This window comes from Bradyrhizobium diazoefficiens (assembly GCF_016616885.1).
Lineage (GTDB): Bacteria > Pseudomonadota > Alphaproteobacteria > Rhizobiales > Xanthobacteraceae > Bradyrhizobium > Bradyrhizobium diazoefficiens_F.
This window is the reverse complement of sequence record NZ_CP067102.1, coordinates 5406413-5424887: the sequence shown is the minus strand read 5'-3', so window position 1 is coordinate 5424887 and position 18475 is coordinate 5406413. Positions and strand designations below refer to the sequence as shown.

General features: G+C 58.8%; 12 protein-coding genes and 4 pseudogenes. 8 read left to right on the top strand and 8 right to left on the bottom strand.

The genetic code is table 11. The features are described from left to right. Positions 1-263 precede the first annotated feature (263 nt). Entirely contained in the window at positions 264-3089 is a 2826-nt protein-coding gene (locus tag JJC00_RS25465) for a heparin lyase I family protein (protein WP_200468625.1), read from the bottom strand. Between the two features lie 368 nt (positions 3090-3457). Between JJC00_RS25465 and JJC00_RS25460 the strand changes: the two are divergent. Further along, positions 3458-4233 (top strand): annotated as a pseudogene (locus tag JJC00_RS25460) (transposase); the annotation flags it as partial. Here JJC00_RS25460 and JJC00_RS25455 read toward each other — a convergent pair. After that, positions 4233-4751: pseudogene (locus tag JJC00_RS25455) on the bottom strand (transposase); the annotation flags it as partial. The pseudogenes JJC00_RS25460 and JJC00_RS25455 overlap by 1 nt on opposite strands. A 308-nt stretch (positions 4752-5059) precedes the next feature. On the opposite strand from JJC00_RS25455, the gene JJC00_RS25450 reads away from it, so the two are divergent. From JJC00_RS25450 to JJC00_RS25420, 7 genes are all read left to right on the top strand, one after another. Next, positions 5060-5368 carry a hypothetical protein gene (locus JJC00_RS25450; RefSeq protein ID WP_200468624.1) on the top strand — a complete coding sequence of 103 codons (309 nt, stop codon included), beginning with the start codon at positions 5060-5062 and terminating at the stop codon, positions 5366-5368. 46 nt (positions 5369-5414) lie between these two features. Next, on the top strand, positions 5415-7343 hold the full coding sequence (locus JJC00_RS25445; protein ID WP_200468623.1) for a Wzz/FepE/Etk N-terminal domain-containing protein: 1929 nt from the start codon (positions 5415-5417) through the stop codon (positions 7341-7343). Between the two features lie 296 nt (positions 7344-7639). Next, positions 7640-8800, top strand: a complete 1161-nt coding sequence (locus JJC00_RS25440) for a glycosyltransferase family 4 protein (RefSeq protein WP_200468622.1) — start codon at positions 7640-7642, stop codon at positions 8798-8800. After that, on the top strand, positions 8797-10182 hold the full coding sequence (locus tag JJC00_RS25435) for an O-antigen ligase family protein (protein WP_200468621.1): 1386 nt from the start codon (positions 8797-8799) through the stop codon (positions 10180-10182). The genes JJC00_RS25440 and JJC00_RS25435 overlap by 4 nt, the downstream gene beginning before the upstream one ends. Further along, the gene (locus JJC00_RS25430) at positions 10175-11779 is read left to right on the top strand and encodes an oligosaccharide flippase family protein (protein ID WP_200468620.1); all 1605 of its coding nucleotides are present in this window, start codon (positions 10175-10177) and stop codon (positions 11777-11779) included. Before JJC00_RS25435 ends, JJC00_RS25430 begins: the two co-directional genes overlap by 8 nt. A gap of 15 nt (positions 11780-11794) precedes the next feature. Then, positions 11795-12646, top strand: a complete 852-nt coding sequence (locus JJC00_RS25425) for an FkbM family methyltransferase (protein WP_200468619.1) — start codon at positions 11795-11797, stop codon at positions 12644-12646. Between the two features lie 249 nt (positions 12647-12895). Next, entirely contained in the window at positions 12896-14527 is a 1632-nt protein-coding gene (locus JJC00_RS25420; RefSeq protein ID WP_200468618.1) for a heparin lyase I family protein, read from the top strand. A gap of 51 nt (positions 14528-14578) precedes the next feature. On the opposite strand, the pseudogene JJC00_RS38285 reads toward JJC00_RS25420, so the two are convergent. The 6 genes and pseudogenes from JJC00_RS38285 to tnpA form a co-directional block, all read right to left on the bottom strand. After that, positions 14579-14809: pseudogene (locus JJC00_RS38285) on the bottom strand (hypothetical protein); the annotation flags it as partial. Positions 14810-14813: 4 nt separating this feature from the next. Further along, positions 14814-15032: pseudogene (locus JJC00_RS25415) on the bottom strand (transposase domain-containing protein); the annotation flags it as partial. Positions 15033-15150: 118 nt separating this feature from the next. Beyond that, on the bottom strand, positions 15151-15753 hold the full coding sequence (locus JJC00_RS25410; RefSeq protein WP_200468617.1) for a plasmid pRiA4b ORF-3 family protein: 603 nt from the start codon (positions 15751-15753) through the stop codon (positions 15151-15153). Further along, complete coding sequence (tnpC, locus tag JJC00_RS25405) at positions 15750-17315, bottom strand: IS66 family transposase (RefSeq protein WP_200468616.1); 1566 nt, start codon at positions 17313-17315, stop codon at positions 15750-15752. Before tnpC ends, JJC00_RS25410 begins: the two co-directional genes overlap by 4 nt. A gap of 52 nt (positions 17316-17367) precedes the next feature. Beyond that, positions 17368-17721: an IS66 family insertion sequence element accessory protein TnpB gene (gene tnpB, locus JJC00_RS25400; RefSeq protein ID WP_200468615.1), complete on the bottom strand. Its 354-nt coding sequence runs from the start codon at positions 17719-17721 to the stop codon at positions 17368-17370. Then, positions 17715-18137, bottom strand: coding sequence for an IS66-like element accessory protein TnpA (tnpA, locus tag JJC00_RS25395; protein ID WP_200468614.1), 423 nt, complete (start codon positions 18135-18137; stop codon positions 17715-17717). The genes tnpB and tnpA overlap by 7 nt, the downstream gene beginning before the upstream one ends. Between the last annotated feature and the right edge of the window lie 338 nt (positions 18138-18475).

The window sequence follows — 18475 nt, the reverse complement described above, 5'->3', positions numbered from 1 at the left end:
AATGGCAAAAAGACTTTCAAAATGTGATTTATACACACGTATGTAAGAGCCACGTATTTACCGCCGACACGTGATTTCTCGGTCAGATTGCGTCGGTGCGGGGTCGCGGAAAGATCGCGACCGACGGAGCCAGCCGGGACGAACGCGCGTAAGCGACAATCGAAGCGTTTGCGGCTATGGCCGCCCTCGATGTTGCCTCTTATGCATTTTCAAGTCTGATGGTGCCGCACCCAAGCGCCAGCGCACCTGGGTGCGGCGCCGGGTCAGTGCTGCGGTCTGGTCAGGAGCGAGTCCTGCGCCCAGCCAGAGGCTTGCGACACGGCCGCAACCATCTGCCCGGGATCGACCCGGCCGGTGTGGCCGGCCAGGTACTGGTTCAGCAGCGCAAAGCTCTGGTTTGCCTGCGTCGCTGTGCTCGTGCCGGCCGCAGATGACGAATCCGTCACTCCGATCGACTGCTGCCCTGAGGTCGCAACGCCACCGCCGGTGATCTGATCCCTGATCTGGCTGAGCAGCGCAGAGCCATGGCCCGCACAGTCATGGTGTCCCCCATGATGCTGAGTCGGATCGGTCGCAGGTCGAGGATCCGTGACGGTGATGGTCTGCGGTGAGGCCGTCGAGTCCGCACCGGTGGTCGGATCCTTCGCGCTTGCCATCAGCGTGAGCGTCGCAACCGGATGGGCCCCGCCCATGTAGTTCGACGTCAGTGTCAGTCCGCTATCGACCTGAGCGGCCGTCAGGGTAATATTTTTTCCGCTGAACGTCTTACCGTCGAGGTTGTCGGTGATCGTCTCGTACTTCGGCAAACCCGTGATGTTCACGGTCACGACGTCGTTGGCGTCGGTCGTTGTCACCGTGGTCCCCAGGTCGACGTGACCACCTCTCCCGGCCACCGATAGCGAGTTATCCTTGATGGTGAGGTCCGGCTTGGCCACGGACGACGTCGGGCTGGTCGGGCTGGTCGGGGCCGTCGATGACGTCGGATTGATCTGGAGACCCGTGAACGTCTTCACCACGCCCGAGAGATTCGCCGCAAGACCGCCGGCATCCTTGATGCTCGCGCCGCTCGAAAGGTTGACCCCGGTGATGGCGAGCGCCGAGGTGTTCGTATCGGTCGATGCGACGGTCGTTTTGAAGGTGAGCGAGTTCGTGCCAGATCCACTGACATAGGTAGCCTTTCCGCCGTCGTTGAGCGACAACGTCGGCGTGCCGCTGACGGTCACGGCCTCGCTGAAGCCGAGCGTCATTGTAATGGCATCGCCGACATGCTCGACTCCCGTGCCTGGTGAAGCGGACGCCTGGGTCACTGTCGGCGCGACGTTTGGCGGGGTGGTTGGCGCTGTCGATGGCGGCGGATCGATCTGGAGGCCAGAGAACGTCGTCACCGCCGCCGCGAGGTCCGCCGCAACACCGGAGGAATCCTTGATGCTCGCACCGCTCGGAAGATTGACCCCGGTGATGGCGAGCGCCGAGGTCGTGGTGTCGGTCGACGCGACAGTCGTTTTGAAGGTGAGCGCACCGGTCCCGGAGCCGCCGACATAGGTGGCGACATTGCCATCGTTGAGCGCCAGCGTTGGCTTACCCGTCACCGTCACGGCCTCGTTGAAGGCGAGGGTGAGCGTGACTGTGTCTCCTACGAGTGCGGTGCCCGTTCCAGGAGAGGCTGTGGCCTGCGTCACCGCCGGCAGGATCGGATCGATCTCCAGACCGGAGAACGTCTTTACCGCGCCCGAGAGATTCGCCGCAAGACCGCCAGCATCCTTGATGCTCGCGCCGCTCGGGAGATTGACTTGGGCGATGGCGAGCGCCGAGGTGTTGGTGTCGGTCGACGCGACCGTCGTCTTGAAGGTGAGCAAGTTCGTGCCTGAGCCACCAACATAGGTGGCCGTTCCGCCGTCATTGAGTGACAACGTCGGCTTGCCGCTGACGGTCACGGCTTCGCTGAAGCCGAGCGTGAATGTGATGGTATCGCCGGCATGCTCGATTCCCGTCCCCGGCGAAGCGGAGGCCTGCGTCACTGTCGGCGCGACGGTTGGCGCGGTTGGTGTGGTTGCCGGTGGTGTGGTTGCCGGTGGTGTGGTTGCCGGTGGTGTGGTTGCCGGTGGTGTGCCACCTAGCGTCTCTTTCGGGGGTGCGGATGGCACGGGTGCCGGCCCGGTTGTTATTTGCAGGTTGCTATAGTCCGCCGCCATTGTGTTCGTGCCGCCTGACGCGCGATAGACGCCCTCCTTCCAATAGTAACCATCGCCGCTCCCACCTCCGAGCGGTCCAGAGTAATTGACGATCTGCACCCCATCCCGCCAGACTTTGAGAGTGCCGTTTCCGTCACTGCCAAACATGACCTGGGTGTCCATCTGATACTCGTGGCCCCGCGCAATGGGGTTCGGGTCCCTATAGATGTCCTTCTCCGCACCGTCGGGACCGCGTGCGATGATGGTCATATTCTCGCCGTACATGGCCACAGAAAATGGGGGTGGACCGGAAGAGAGATTGTGCATCTGGCCGACCACCGTCCATGGTGCATTATTTGCCGCTCCCGGCTCTAGCGTAAAACCGTAGGATACATTTATTTGTGTATCTGGTTGATAGAGTTTCCTCCACATCTCTATCTCAGAACGTTCGGCCAGGCCGCCGTCACTTGTCTCATCGTGATAATGATCCCCCGGGCGAACCTCGAACCGGAGCGTATGGCTATCAGGCTCCGTCAGGCTCCAAGGCTTGTTCGCGTTCAAGTTGTCACCGGCCACTCCATTGACGGTTGTCGTCGCATCAGCCGCACCCGAGAAGCTGGTAATGTTCGGCACGACGTTCACGGCCATTGCTGCCGATGACGCACTTGTGCCAGTTGCGTCCGTAGCGGTTGCGGTGAAGCTCCGGGCGACGTTCGACAAGGCGCTGGGCGCAAAGGCCCATGCGCCGGAGCTGTCCGCTGTGGTCGTGCCGAGGAAAGTCGTGCCGTCGAACACGTTCAGCGTGCTGTTGGCCTCACCCGTCCCATGCAACATCAGCTCGTTGACTTCGGTGGATCCGCTAACAACAGTCCCTGCTTTGGTGGTGATTGACTTGATTACTGGTACGGAAAGAGTCATTCCGAGATCCTTTTGAACGTTGAAGATAGGAAATTCCACTGCTGCGCATCACGAAGACGCACGACAGACTCCAGTCTGCAGCCGGGTACCGGCAGCCGAGCGCATCGGCAGCCAGGCACCGCGAGCAGGTTTCAAAGCAGCGGGAATTTGGAAGTCGTTGCCCCCCAACTGCTTGGCTGGTGGGTTATTTAGAAAGTATGGCAAAAAAAATTTCAAAATGTGATTTTATGCACTTGCATATGGCGGCAACACGTCCCCCACGTATGGCGCCAATTGATCGTGAGCGCGCGATCGTTTTCTTCGTGTGACCTGCCACTGCGTATTTTCTCCAGATAGAGTTAGAGTCCGGCCTGAAGAAGGACGGACAGATGAAGCGAGCAAGGTTCACTGAAGAGCAGATTATCGCGGTGCCGAAGGAGCATCAGCCTGGGGCAAAGACGGCTGCCCTGGTTCGCAAGCATGAAATCTCGGAGGCGGCGATTTACAATTGGAAGGCCAAATTCGGCGGCATGGATGTTTCCGAGGCCAAGCGGTTAGAGGCGCTGGAAAAGGAGAACGGAAGCTGAAGAAGCTCCCGGCCGAGAGGATGCTCGATGCGGCCGCCCTTCGCGAGCTTCTTTCAAAAAATGGTAGGGCCCGCCGCCAAGCGCGCTGCGGTCGCGCATCTGCAGGCCGTCATGAGCCCGTCAGAACGGCGGGCCCGTTCGATCGTCGGCCCGGATCGGAAGATCATCCGCTACGGCTCCAGCCGCCCTCCAGGCACTGCTCTGCACGGCCGGTTGCGCGATCTCGCCAACGAGCGGCGGCGACCAGTTTGCCAACGGCCGGCGCTTCCGTATTTTCAACGTCGTCGACGACGTGAGGAGTGTCTGGGGGCCATTCCGGATACGTCGATCTCAGGACGGCGCGTCGGCCGAGAACTGACGGCGATCGTCGAACGCGCGGCAAGCCAGGAATGATCGTGTCCGACTATGGCACCGAGTTCACCTGCAACGCCATGCCGGCCTGGAGAAAGGACGCGGTGATCGACTGGCATTTCATCGCGCCGGGAAAGCCGATGCAGAATGGCTTCATCCAGAGCTTCAATGGCCGGATGCGCGATGAGCTGCTCAACGAGACCCTGTGCTTCGATCTCGACGACGCGGCGCCAAGGGTGATCGCCGTCAGCCTGTCAGCATGAGGCTCAATCATGTGCAGCGCGGCCACCCGTTGGGCATGCCCTTCAGCCAGCGTCAGGCAGGCGTCGACCAGCATGCCGTGGCGGTTCTCCATCAGCCCGTGCCCGATGAAGCAGCTTTGCCTTTACCACCGCGGTACAGCCTCGCGTCGGGATCGGTGGTCGAGGCAAGGGTGCCATTCGAGCGTCTCTGGCCATGGAAGTCCGCTTCGGCATTGCGCCCGCGGCCTTGCGCCAGCCGCTCCATCAGAAGCCGCTCCGAGCGAATCGAATAAAACGCCTGCAACAGCATCGCCCGCAGCAGGCTCCGGCGAGATCGACGGCCGTCCAATCGGCGAATAGAGCGCGGCAAACTCGCGCTCCAGCGTCGACAGCGCCTCGTTCACACTCGTCCGGATCGCTCGCAGCGGATGATCACGCCGCACCCGCGCTCCCAGGTCAACGTAGCTGAACAGTTCGCCCGTTCGATTGTCGCCACCGCGCACGCCCGTCTCCGAATCGTCGGAGACAATGAATCACGGTCGCCGGCGGGGGCACCTTTTTCGACGGCCTGCTAGGGATCCAAGAACCTATGTGTTCCCTAGTTGATGCCAGGCCGCTCAACGTCTTCTTCCTTCGCCATGTTGGATCGATCGGTCATCAATTGACGAAACTTACCATCCGGCCCATGGGATAGCTGCGGCTCAAGCCACTTCCGGAGTTACTCCTCCAACTCTACCCATTTATTGCCATTTCCCACCCCGCTACCGAAATGTTACCGATTTGCCTGCGAGGGTCGAGCTGTCGACAGCGTGTGGCTGATGCGATGAATAGTGCGTCATTTATCAGTTTGCCGGCCGTTATCAGCTTTTCGGCACTTTCGGTGTTTCCGGCGCATCTGGTCAATCTCGACAGGGCAGTTCCGGCAAGTGGCAGCAAGAGAATGGCTGCCTTGTTGTCTATGGCAGCGGCTAACGAATTTCTGATCGTCGTCGTTGGGACCGATTTCGCGGCCGTCTTCTATCAACTGCATCTGCCTCTAGCCGACCTCTTGCTTGATAAATCCCGGAGCGGATTGGACTCGGGCATTCGTCCTGATCAATCACACGCTTCGTTCATCTGATGTGCGGAGTCTTGGTGGTGCAACTGTAAGCGGCTGGAAAGAGACAATGCTGCAGATTACTAGAGAGAATAACCCGGCAAATCCGGACGGTCCGGACAGCTTGCCGCCTGAATTTCGTTTGCCAACCGAATCCCTGGCTGAAGCGGTGGCATTTGTACGACGACGGCTCTCGATCATATTGCTGACGTGTTCGCTATCACTTGGCGTTGGCCTGCTCTACCTGATTGCCGCATCACCGACGTTTACTGCGGACGCGCAACTCGTAGTGGACTCGAAGGCGGCTCCCACAGATGCTACGTCCGTATCAACGATCGTGGAGAGCCACATCGCGATCATAAAATCTGAGAATATCGCTCGTGCGGTGATACAGCAATTGGATCTGGCAGAAGATCCGGAGTTTGCCGGCAACGATAGCGTAGTGCGCACGGTAGGCCGATCGATATCTCGGCTGCTCGGCTGGAGTGGACCAGAAACCAAATCTGACGCAATGAGCCATGCCGTCGAATCCTTCGAACGCAAACTTTCGGCTGAGCGCGTCGGCCTTACGTATATTATCAAGGTCACCTTCGCTTCTGGTGAGCGAGAGCGAGCGGCGCAGATCTTAAACGCCGTCGCTGAAACATATGTCGCGGCTCAATTAGACGCAAAATACAACTCGTCTTTGCGGAGTGAGAAATGGGTCAAGGATCGGCTGAACCTACTAAGTAGTCGAGCATCAGCCGCCAAGAAAGCATTGGCGGATTATCAGAGGGACAGGAAAGATATCGCGGACTCCGCAGATGCTATCAGTGCAAACACTTCGCAATCGACGCCGGGGACGCAAAGGGAGCTCCGTGAGCTGGGAGCCGCCGCGGAAACCGCCGCAACGACTTATGACAATTTCCTCCGTGCGCTGCGTTACATGGATGCGCAACAACAAGCAACGCCGGTGTTAGATGCGCACGTGCTGTCCGGGGCGAGGCCTCCTTTGAGGGCCAGTTCGCCGAAGGCGGGAATTGTGCTTGCAATAGCGACCATTGGCGGGGCGCTTCTTGGCATTGCCATCGCAATGCTGCGCGATCAGTCAGATCGAGGCGTCCGCACCTGCGAGGAGGTCAGCAAGGAGCTTCGAATGCCGTGCATCGCAGTTATCCCGAGGGTGAGGTCCCACAGCGCTCTGATGAGGTCTGCTTGCATCGAAGAGCAGGGTCCGAAAGCAAGGCTGGCTGGCTTGCGCGCGGAACTGGTCTCGAGGACGTACGCGCTGTTCGGGAGTGGTACGCATCGTCACGAGCCTGTTTTGGCATTCGACCGCGGTTCAAGAAACATCGCGCGCACCGACAGTCCTATCTGGACTGTTACGGATGCAATGCGATCCCGATTTACCGAAGCGTTTCTCGAGATAAAACTAACTCTCGATTCCATGAATCGTAACGGTCAGCGAAGCCAGGTTATTGGGATCACCTCGACATACCCCGACGAGGGAAAGTCCACCGTTGCAGCCGCCTTGGCGTTATTGATGGCGCGTGGTGGAGCGAGAGTAATTTTGGTGGACTGCGACTCGGGAAAGCGCTCACTGTCGGCCGAATTGGCTCCAGGCGCCGAATTTGACTTTTTGGACGTCATGGCGGGACGGGCTTCGCTGCGTGAGACAACGTGGATCGAGCCAACAACGCAGTTGGCTTTGCTGCCATTGGGCAACAATCGAGAAATCTATCCGAGTGAAGTTCTGTCGACGGGCTCTTTCGATAGGTTACTTCAGACTCTACGCGAATCGTACGAGTACGTGATTGTCGATCTATCTGCGGTGGCGCCGTCTGCCGACGTGCAGGCGACAGTATGCGCGTTGGACTCGCTCATCTTTGTGATTGAAGCGAGCCGGACGAAAATTGACGTTGCAAAGCGTGGGCTCGATGTCATTCGACACGAAAATGTGGTTGGCGTGGTACTCAACAAGGCAAGAAGCGATGGCGTGTCGGCGCGCTTTACAGCGTAATGCGCATGTCAGTAGGTGCGACGCGTTCTGCTGGTTCGGATATTGGGTGCAACGCGTAAAAGTAAATGCTGTTCGATGGGCCTAATGAAGCAATGCAACGAGCATCATCTGACGACAGCCCTTTTGGTAGGCACGGGACGGTGTTCAAATCCGCGTCGAACGGAGCCAGTAACCCCGGCCCGTCGTGCCCTACTGAGGTATCTAGTAAAAGGCCAGTTCCCGATCCCCCAACCTCCGGCGCCAGCCCACGACTGTTCTGTGTTGCTAGAGACCGCTATCCCGCATTTCGAGTGGACGTGACCGAGCTATTTTCACGGTGGCTCGTAGCGGCGGGGTATCGCATCGACTGGTTGATGGCGAGAGGTGGTCCGGGTCCGTCGGAGATTGTGATTGCTTCGCCCAGCGAGCGTACTTTCGTGCTCGGGGTCGGATCGATCCGCGCCCGGCTCGCTGGTCTGCGCCTCATCGGGAGGGTCGCCTTGGCGATTCTGCGTGGTGAGTACGACATTGTGCAGGCTCGCGACCGCTCGTTAACATCCGTTCTGTTTCTCGTGCTGGCCAAATTGGCCGGTCGGCCGTTCGTATACTGGATGTCTTGGCCAATGCTCGAGGGAACGCTCAAACGGGCTCGGGATCCGAGGGAAGCCATCCCGACCTGGCGTCGCTTGTTGATGCGCATCTATGTGACGGTGGGAAGGCCACTCCTTTACCGCGTCGTTCTGCAGGCCGCGGACCACGTTTTTGCCCAGAGCGCGCGAATGAAGGCCGCACTTATTGACCGGGGAGTCGCGGCGCAAAAGATAACGCCGGTTCCGATGGCAGTCTCGGTTGATCGATACAACCCGTCGAGTATAGCACCGACCGATGACCGTCGCTTCGCCGGGAGGAATGTCCTCCTCTATATGGGGGCAACCGACTCGGGCCGCCGGATCGACGTCATCGTTCGGGCGCTGGGCGCGGTGGTGCGGAAGGGCCATGACGCCGTTCTCGTGCTGCTCGGCGAGACGCTGCCGGCACAGCGTGACTCACTCCTTGACGTTGCCAGGGAGGAAGGGGTGTTCGATCGCCTGATCTTCACGGGCCATCTCCCCCTGGCACAGGCGCTCAGCTATGTCCGGCGCGCGGATGTCTGTCTGTCACCGTGCCCTTCCACCCCGCTGTTAGTCGTCGGGACCCCGACCAAGTTGGTGGAGTATCTCGCAATGGGCCGGCCCGTGGTCGCGAACGATCACCCCGACCAGCGCGAAGTCTTGGAAGCGAGTAGAGCAGGATTGATTGCCGATCTTTCTTCTGAAGGTTTCGCCGAGGCGATCGCCATCTTGCTTGCTGACAAGGCCGCCGCGGAGTCTATGGCTGCGCGCGGGCCGCCTTGGGTTGCTGCGCACCGATCGTACGCCAGTCATGCCGAGTTGGTCGACTCCATATATTCCAAGCTCATTCAGGGGGGGCCGCGATGACGCGCGTAGGTTCATCTATCACCGTTGACGTCCGCGAGGCCGGGCGCCCGGCGCGCGCGGCTGACCTGTCCCGCGGTTTCGCGAGCGCGCCCGCCAACAAATTCCTCATCGTCTTTCTCGTCGCCGGTCTGCTGTTCGAAATGGACGCATTCCGAATGCAACTGTCTGGAAACGATCCCGGCGCTCCGATCGATAGAAATGCTGCATCCATGGTCGTCCAGATCTTGACCGGATCGATCATTGTTGTGGCTTGCGGACTGCTCCTTTGCTCACGTCGGACGAGCGAGATGGCGCTCGGCACCTGGCCGATTTTCGTGATGCCGGCCATGGCATTTGTGTCGATGCTTTGGTCTCCGGATCCGGATTACACGCTTCGAAAGAGCGTCGCTTTCACCGCGGCGGTGCTGATCGGGTTTTTGGTCGCTACAGTGTTGAGTGCAAAAGATGGCATTCGCCTGTTGGGCCGTGTCCTCTCGGCCGCAATCGTGCTCAGCGTAGTTTGGGTATATCTTTTCCCGCGCTACGGAGTGCATAATGCAGCAGACAATGGGGAGACACCGCTAGTCGGAGACTGGCGCGGCGTCTTTTCCCATCGGACTGGATTGGGGCACGTTGCCGGACTCACCACAGTCTTGTTAGTCTTCTATGCCAGCCACATATGGTCGTCCCGCATCTTTCGCTACGGCATCGTGGTTCTTGCGGTTACATGCCTCATTAAAGCCGATTCCGGTGGCGGATTGCTAACGCTAACCTTTGGCGCCTTGGCGTTGCTGTTCTCGCAAGCATTGATCAAAATGAGGCCGACTCTTCGAGGCTCAGCCTTTTTCTTCATGCTCCTCACCGTCGTTCCTCTGATCCTGTTTGCTCCCCAACTGCTTAAGACGCTGCTTGCTGTTCTCGGTAAAGATTCGGATCTGACGGGTCGTATCCCGTTGTGGGATGCGTTGCTGGTCTTGGCACAGACGCACCCTCTCCTTGGATTCGGATATGCCGCCGGTTTTGCTTACGAGGTTCAACCCCGCCTGCTGGCCGCTACGGGGTACGCATATGCGCACTGCCACAACGGGTATCTCGAGGTACTGATCGCCTTCGGCTATGTCGGCCTCGGGATCTGCTTAGCTGTCATAATCTGGCTATTGGCGGCAGCTGGGCGGCTTGTTGTCGCTCCTCCCAAGCATCTTGGTCATTTGAGTGGGCTTCCTTTCGTTATTGTCATGTATGCCCTTGGCGCCAACTGTATCGAATCGTTTCTGATAACCGAGAGCTGTTACGCAGTTGTGCTGATTGCGCTGGCGGCCGGCCTCGCAACAAGAGCGAGGCTTGAAGACCGAGAGCTCGGCGAATGGACCGCCAGTTTCCGCCAGGGCGTTGATCATGAATAGCCACACTCAAGTAAGCGCCGACGGGAGCCTGGCCTCTGGACGACAAGATGGGATTTACGTCTGGCCTCGACTGAGGCGTGCGCTTTGCGTTCACGTCACCGCCAGAACCGGCAGTCTGATCCTCGGATTCGGTTTTCAGATCCTCGTCGTTAAGAAGCTTCCGGTCGGCGACTACGCGGCCTATGCCGTCCTTCTTGCCGCACTGATGTTCGCGCAGAATATTCTGTCGTTCGGCATCGACAGGACGGTGTACCGGTTTGTCCCCGATCTGACGTTGCGCCGAGAGCGGGGCCAACTTCTCGCGCTGTACCTTGGGATCGGGGTGGCGCGTGTTGCCGGGATTGCGCTGTTCCTCATCGCTATCGAATACGGCGTCCTCGACTGGTTCACGTCTGAAAGACTCACCAGTACCACTCGCGTCGCATTCACCGTTTGGTACATCGCGAATAGTATATTCGGTGATGCCGATGCGCTGGCGCAGACTTGGGTTGCTCATACCCGGTTGGCAATCGCTACGACCGTGGAAGTCGTTAGCCGCTTTGCCGCTCTGGTGCTGCTTATAGCGACGGGCCACGCGGCGACCGCCGAGTTGGTTATTGTGATCAGCGCCGCGACGGCCGTGCTGGCGTTGGCGAGCCTTGTCGTCCTTCTCGTGCCGACAGTTACCGCATTGTGGCGAAGCCAGGTCGCCGCCGATACTAATATGCCTGTCGACGTCAAGCAGGCGCCACGCTTTGCGGCGACGATTTATCTGTGCCTCTTTGCCTGGGCTTTGTCGAACCCTTCCGTAGTGCGGCTGGTAGCGGCCACCGGCCTCGACGTCCTATCTCTTGCCGGGTTTTCCTTTGCACAAAGTCTGCTGGGATCGCTGCAGCGGGGCCTTCCAGGGACCCTGGTGCTGCCGGGATTGGAACCGGTGGTTATGGCCAACATGGCGCGGGGAGTATCGCGCGACAAGCTGTTCGCCCCGCTGTCGCTTGTCTACAAGCTCGATCTCGTCTGCAGCCTTGCACTCGTGACAGCCACTTCGGTCGCCGGCGGAGCGATCGTTCGAATTCTCGCAACGCCGGCATATGCCGAATATTTCTACGTGTTGCCGGTGCTTGCGGGGATGATGGCCATCAACACGGCCTACAGGATCTTTGAAATTGTAGGAAATATGAACTTCAATCAGAAGGTGTTCCTGCTCTTGTCGCCATTGGGATTGGCGTCGGCCAGTGCGATCTATGTGACCTTAGGGAAGTATGGCATGTGGAGCGTACTTGCATTCCCTCTGATAGAGAGTGCCGCGCGATTTTGCATCTTTCTAGTTGTTTATCGAAAAGACGTCGTGGGCCGCGCTATCGACCTCGTGCGAATGGCTGAATTCGTCCTGATAAGCCTTCTTATTACCCTTGTGGGTCTAGGTGCAAAGGAACTGATCGGAGCTGCCTCAGATCGCGCAGCGTTGGCCGTCGCCGCTGGATGCGTCGCCGCGTTGATCGGCACCATTCTCCTCCTGCGTCCGATACGGCCCGCCGAGCGAGAGGTGGCATTGAGCGTGATACCTAAATCGTGGTCTAGACCTCGCACTGTGGTGGTGTGGTTAACGCGTTGATCAGGGGAGGATGAGGTGGCTGTCTCAAAACATGCTGATTTGGTCTACGACGTCGGAATGAATCTCGGTGAAGATACCGAGTTTTATTTGAAGAAGGGCTACCGCGTTGTTGGTTTCGAGGCCGATCCGTTGCTTGTGGATCATTGCCAAAAACGCTTTGCGGCTGAACTCGCGGCCGGTCAGTTGAAGATTGTTGCAGGTGTGATCTGCGCCGATCCGCCAGCCTCCGGAACTATTGCCTTTTATCGCAGCACGAACGACCAATGGGGCACCATTTGTTCAAAGTGGGACGAACGAAACCGGCAGCTCGGAAGCAGCTCTTCGGTGATACATCTTAAGGCGATCGATTTTGCCGGATGCCTCGCAAGGTACGGGATCCCTCATTGCATGAAGATCGACATAGAGGGTGCTGATCTCGTCTGCGCCAAGATGCTGCTGCAGTTTACGCAGCGCCCAGATTATCTCTCGATCGAGTCCTCACAAACGGATTTCTCGGCTCTACTCGGAGAATTTGAACTCTTGTCCGAGCTGGGTTACTCGCGCTTTGCGCTGGTGCAACAGCAGACGATCGAGGGGAGGGTATATGAGGGACATTCCCTTGAGGGCAATCCCATACGACACGTCTTTTCACGGGGCGCATCGGGGCCATTCGGTGCCGAGCTCGCGGAGCCGTATTTGTCGCAGGCAGAAGCGATCAAAGAGTATGAACGTGTTTTTCGGATGTATCGGTTGTTCGGTGACGACTCACCGTTATGGCGAAACGTCGTCGGTCGGCAGCTCGGCAAAGTTTCGTGGCGGCTGCAGAAGCGTTTCGGTGTGGCGATACCTGGCTGGTATGATACGCACGCAGCGCTTGGCTCAGGGTGAGCTGCACGCCGCAAATTCGCCGGCGCGCCCTTTGCACTCTGCGGCCGGGCTCTTGATCCGTCGTTTTCGACTACTTCGGATCCGCGTCATGAACACACTGATGCATGGTTTGCGAAGGGAAATGAACGAAATGGCGCTGGGACGCTTGACTGGCGACAGATTGCTTGCGCGCAACATCAGAGACGTCGCGCAGAAACCGATATCCTGAGCGCCGTCAATGCGAGGGAGCTTAATCTCGGCGCCGCTGCCATGGCCGCCGACATGGTTGCTCTCGGAACAGGGGTTGCCTTGAGGGCACCAGATCCCATCACCAGCTGCGGTTTAGATCGAACCCATCACTCATTTAGATCGTTTCAATTTCCCCATCGTACATTTCTGAACTGCTTTAGTGGAAATGATTCAATGACGGAAAGTATGATTCGAAGTTTGAACACAATATTGGCCTTGTTCTTTTTAGGACTAAGCTCATCATGGACTTTAGCCGCGACGTGGACCAACACTCCGCTGCTTGCGGCACGATCCGGAAGTATCGTCGCGGTAGTGGACTCAATTCCAACTCAACCGGGGTCAGGCGAAGATGTCCCGATTGGACTTTCAAGCAGAACGGCATCGCAATGGAACGATCCTGCTGCGATCGCCCGTTTCAATGGTGCGGGCACAATTGACGTTCGCAACGATAACAACTATTCGAGTTTAGCAAGCGTCGTGTATTCGGCCGGTTTAAGATATCAGTTTCGATTTAAGATCGATATCCCGGCGCAGACTCACACTAGTTATGTCGAACAGGGAGCCACACGCACTTTATTGGCCAAAGACGTTTCATTTCGATCCGAGCAAGCCGACCAGTCCCAGCTAAGTAATTTTGCAAAAGGTGTTGCTTACGGCATGGCCACAATTTCAGGAGTTAGATTGATTCCTTCCACTCCAACGATGGCTGCGAGCGCTATCAGGTCGAATCAAATCAATCTCTCGTGGAACAGAGCCGTCGCGCCATCAGGTTATATGATTCAATCCCATTCGGTTCAACGCGACGGGATTGAGATCCCTAAGGTCGCTGGCACGTCATATGACAACACTGGTTTGGTTGCATCGAAGACTTGCGCTTACCGAGTTGCGGCCATCCTATCCAACGGCGACGGAAGTGCGCTCAGCAATGGCGTGTCGAAAACGACTTTAGCGGCACCAACACCGACTCCAGCTTCGATGCATGTGCAATCGTCAAACGGAGCACCTGTTCCGGACGTAACGAAGTTTTCGGGTATTGATGGCTCTTCGATAAATCTAGACAATCACCCTTTCGAGGTTCAGACGGTGCAGCCCTATAGTTTGCAGAGTCCGGACTCTCAAACGCTCCGTTTCGAGCTTCGCTCCGGCGATATCTATGGAAACTATGGTGGCACTGAGCGCGTCGAGCTCGAGCAACAGATTTACGTTAACGGCACTTTTGGCTACCCGGCTGATACCGATCTCCACGTCGCCTATGATTTCATGCTCGAACCAGGTAATCGCAATACCTCACAGTGGGTCGTGATTGGTCAGTGGCATCACGGTGACGGAGGCTCACCGCCATTCGCCGTGGCCTTAAGAGGCGAGCACATGCAGATCATAACTCGCACGGCGGATACAAATGCAGAAGTGAACATGTATACAGACCCGAAGCCGATTCAACGCGGGCACTATTACTCGATGGATATTTGGGTCAACTTCGCACGAGGCACCCTGAGCGTGGTGCGCGACGGTGTTCCGATTGTCAGCTTCAGTGGACAGGGAAAGCTCGGGACTGGAACCTCGCGCTACTATTGGAAACACGGAATTTATCGGGCTCCGACGACGAACGACACTCAAGTGGCCCGCTACCGAAATTTTATGGTTTCCCCATAACTTCACGATATCCATCCGAGCTAGGCCGCGGACAGGGGCGCACCGATTCCACCGCTTGAGGAGTTCGGGGTCCTCCTTGTGCATCCTGATGAGCTCCGTCAGGTTTTCGATGCCGAAGTCGGTGAGCGCCATGACCTGGTCGTCACCTATGCCGTAAACCCAGATGACGCCATCCACTGTGTCCATTCCGTTGGCCACGTCCCAGAGCCAGTCCTCGCCTTCGCCGAGGTCTTTTGCGACGTGAGCGATGGTGAAGACGGCGTGAACCTTGTTGACGTGCATGGCTACGCCAGTTCCAGGGCAACAACTCGTGCAGGCGGTTCTGCAGCATGTCGGCGATGCGCGCGAAGACGTCGGCAAGCCAGGCTTTCGGGTCGATGTCGTTGAGACGTGCCGTCATGATAAGCGTGGCCATCACGGCAGCCCGCTCGGCGCCGCGATCAGAACCGGCGAACAACCATGCCTTTCTTCCCAGAGCAAAACCGCGCAACGCTCGCTCTGCGGCAGCGGGTCGGAAGCTACGGAGAGATTATCCCGGTATCCGTCGTCGAAAGTCAGAACCTCATAACGGCGCGATCGATCGTAAGCGTAGCCCTGCGGCCCTTTCGATTGGCGCTTGACGTCTATTTAACCCGCGTGGCGCGTCGCCGCGGCTTCCATGTGTCGGACAACGCGTTGACGGCGGCCTCGAGCGCCTTCCGGTCGATGACGTTGGGATCGAACCGCTCGGGGCCCCAGAGACGCATATGTTCGTGCTCCGGATGGCCGGGGTCACCGATGGCATCAAGGTACTCGGCATAGCCTGGGGCACCGCCGACGTCTTCCGGAGGACAACGACCGGCGGCCTCGAGCAAGAGGGGAAGTCCCTCCGTCGTGGTGTTGTCGAACCAGTTTTCGAGTTTGATCACATGGTCCCAGCTGTCGCCAAAGTCATAGAGATAATGGATCGTCTTCGCGCCGGTCTCTTGAACGATATCACAGAGCCGCGCTTTGCTGGCATCCATGGGCTGGTGGCCGTAATCGTTGTGGGGATCGGGAATCCCCCAACGGGTCTCACCAGCGAAGAACTCGAAGAGGTGGCTGTTCGTCCAGCCGAACGCCTCCTGAAGCGTCAGATGCAGTCGATCCAGGCGCAGGGTGACAGGTACGACAAGACGACGCATCACCTCCGGTTTCACATCCTTGAGGGTCACCTTGATCCGGACCGCGGTCGTATTGAGGCTCATGCTGCCAGCCGCGGATCGTGTGCATGCATCGTATAGGTCGACGCCCAGGGGAGCAGTTCGTCCAGTCGCGCCGCAGGCCAACCATTGATAAGCTTCGCGAGAACGTCGGCGAGCCAGTGCTCGGCACTGACGCTATTGAGCTTACAGGTCTCGATTAACGAAGCCAGGACTGCCCAACTCTCGGCGCCCTCATCGCAACCGGCAAAAAGGGAGTTCTTGGCGTTGAGCTTGATCGGCCGCATCGCACGCTCGACCGCATTCGTGTCCATCTCGATGCGCCCGTCATCAAGGTACAGCGTCAGGCCGTCCCAATGACGCAGCGCATAACGCAAAGCCTTCGCCGTGTCGCTCTTCTGCGCAAGGTGATCAAGCGTTGCCTCAAACCACTGCTTCAAGGCTGCAGCCAGAGGCTGGGCATGCGCTTGTCGGCCCGCACGGCGCTCGGCATCAGATCGGCCGCGGAGTGCTTTCTCGACCGCGTAGAGCTGGGCGATGCGCTCGAGGGCCTCGCGGGCAACCGGAGCTGGCGCCGGCGAAGCCTCGCGCTCGATCTTCACAAACTGGCGCCGCAGATGCGACCAGCAAAAGGCGAGCGTCCCGGACAGGGCGTCCGCACGCGTCTCTCGGGTCATGGTCTTGTAGGCCTGATAGCCATCGCAATGGATGATACCGCGATAGCCCTCGAGCAGGCTCAAGCCATGAACGGCCCCACGGCCCGGTGCATAGGCGTAAACCACGCCAGGTGGGTCAGGTCCGGCCCAAGGCCTGTCATCGCGCGAGAGCGCCCAGAAGTAGCCGGTTTTCGTCCTGCCGCGCCCCGGATCCAACACCGGCGCCGGGGTCTCATCGACACAGAGCTTCGGAGAGGCGAGCAGAAGCTCGCGCAGACGATGCCATAAGGGCTTCAATTCCCGGGCGGCATAGCCGACCCAGAAGGCGAGCGTGGAACGGTCGATGGCGATGCCGTGCGTCGCCAGCATCTGCGCCTGGCGGTAAAGCGGCAAATGCCAATGATACTTGGCGTCGATCACATGCGCGACGAGCCGCTCGGTGGGCAATCCTCCCCTGATCAGTCGCTCGGGCGCAGCGTGCTGGAGGACGACGCCGTGACAGGCGCGGCAGGCCAGCTTGGGCCGGCGGGTGACGATGACGCGATACTGCGCCGGAACGACGTCGAGCCTCTGACTCTCATCGCGACCAATCTCGAAGAGGTCGCCCTTACAAGACGGACAACAAGTCTCGGCCGGCATCAGGATTTCGACGATGCGCGGCAAATGCTCCGGAAGTTGACCACGGTTGGCTCTACGCTCGGCAGTTCTCTTCTCGCAGGTTCTGGGATTGGCGCGATCCCCGGCTGCTTCGAGGGCCGCGACGGCCTCTTCGATGTCCTCCAGAACAAGCTGTAGCTGATCAGCGTCCAGCTTTTCCGAGGACCGACCGAACTGCGCATCTTTTGCAAGCTTGAGCAACCGCTCGAGCCTGGCGCAGCGATCCAGCAGAGCCGCGGCAAAGACACGCAACTCGGCTGGATCGCTCGGCAGCTCATCAGGCAAATCACTCATTGGCCCGAGCTTGCCATGCTTCGCGCCCCGATGCAGCGAAGATTTTGTATCCTTACGCAAGCGCTTTCGGCTGCAGGATTCGAGGCGCGTGCATGCGCGTCCAATCCATGCCGGCCAGAAGCGCCGACAACTGCGCGGCGTTCATCCGCATCACGCCGGCCACGATGGGAGGCCACTTGAAGCCGCTGCTGTCGAGCCGCTTCCAGTACATCACCAGGCCGGTGCCATCCCAGACGACAATCTTCACCCGATCGGCGCGCTTCGCACGGAAGACCACCGCCACACCCTTCATCGGGTCATGGCCCAGCGTCTCCTTCGCCAAGAGCGCCAAGCCATCCGCACCCTTTCTGAAGTCCACAGGTTGGGTCGCAACGTAAATCGTGAGGCCAGCGGGTGGCGTCAGCATGAACGTGTCCGTCGGAGCGCAATGAACACATCACTCAACACAGCAAGGCCAGGCGTCCCGCGCACCTCCACGCGTGCCCCCTGGAACTCAACCGTTACAACGGCTGCATCCGGCGATCTGGAGGACTCCGCGGCCGCCGGTAGCGACGATTCCGACACCACCGGCACAAACGACAGTGTATCCACCGCAGCCGGCAGCACCAATTGACCTAAACGTGCCCGGCGCCGCCAGTCATGCACCTGCTGGGGCCGGCAGCCATGGCGGCGGGCAATATCTGTGACAACCGCGCCCGGCTCGAGGCTTTCCGCGACAATCTGTGCCTTCAAATCATCTGGCCACTGCTTGCGACCGGAGCCAGCATACACTTCGATACGCGGCGACAACGGTCGTCTTATGTCGTCCGAATGGTCGTCCATTGTGAGCACCCTTGCCGAAGATGACTCTTCTAGCGGCGCTCCCAAATCTACGCACAAACAATCTGAAGGGCATCGGCGCCACGCTTACGATCGATCATGCGTTGCCAAGATTATAAAGACATTCATCTAAGCTGAGGATTCTCCGCATCAATGCAGTCTCGCCGGAAATGGGCGATTTATAAGTACCCATACATGGGTAGCGCGAGCAGTGCACGATTCGGCGTCCTTCTGTCGCTATTCATTTCTGAGTACGCCGCAAGATGGAGTGACTGCGCATCCGAAAGCACCGATCTTCGACGAACCTAGTTGCGCAACTGGGCGGCGATAGGGGCCGAACG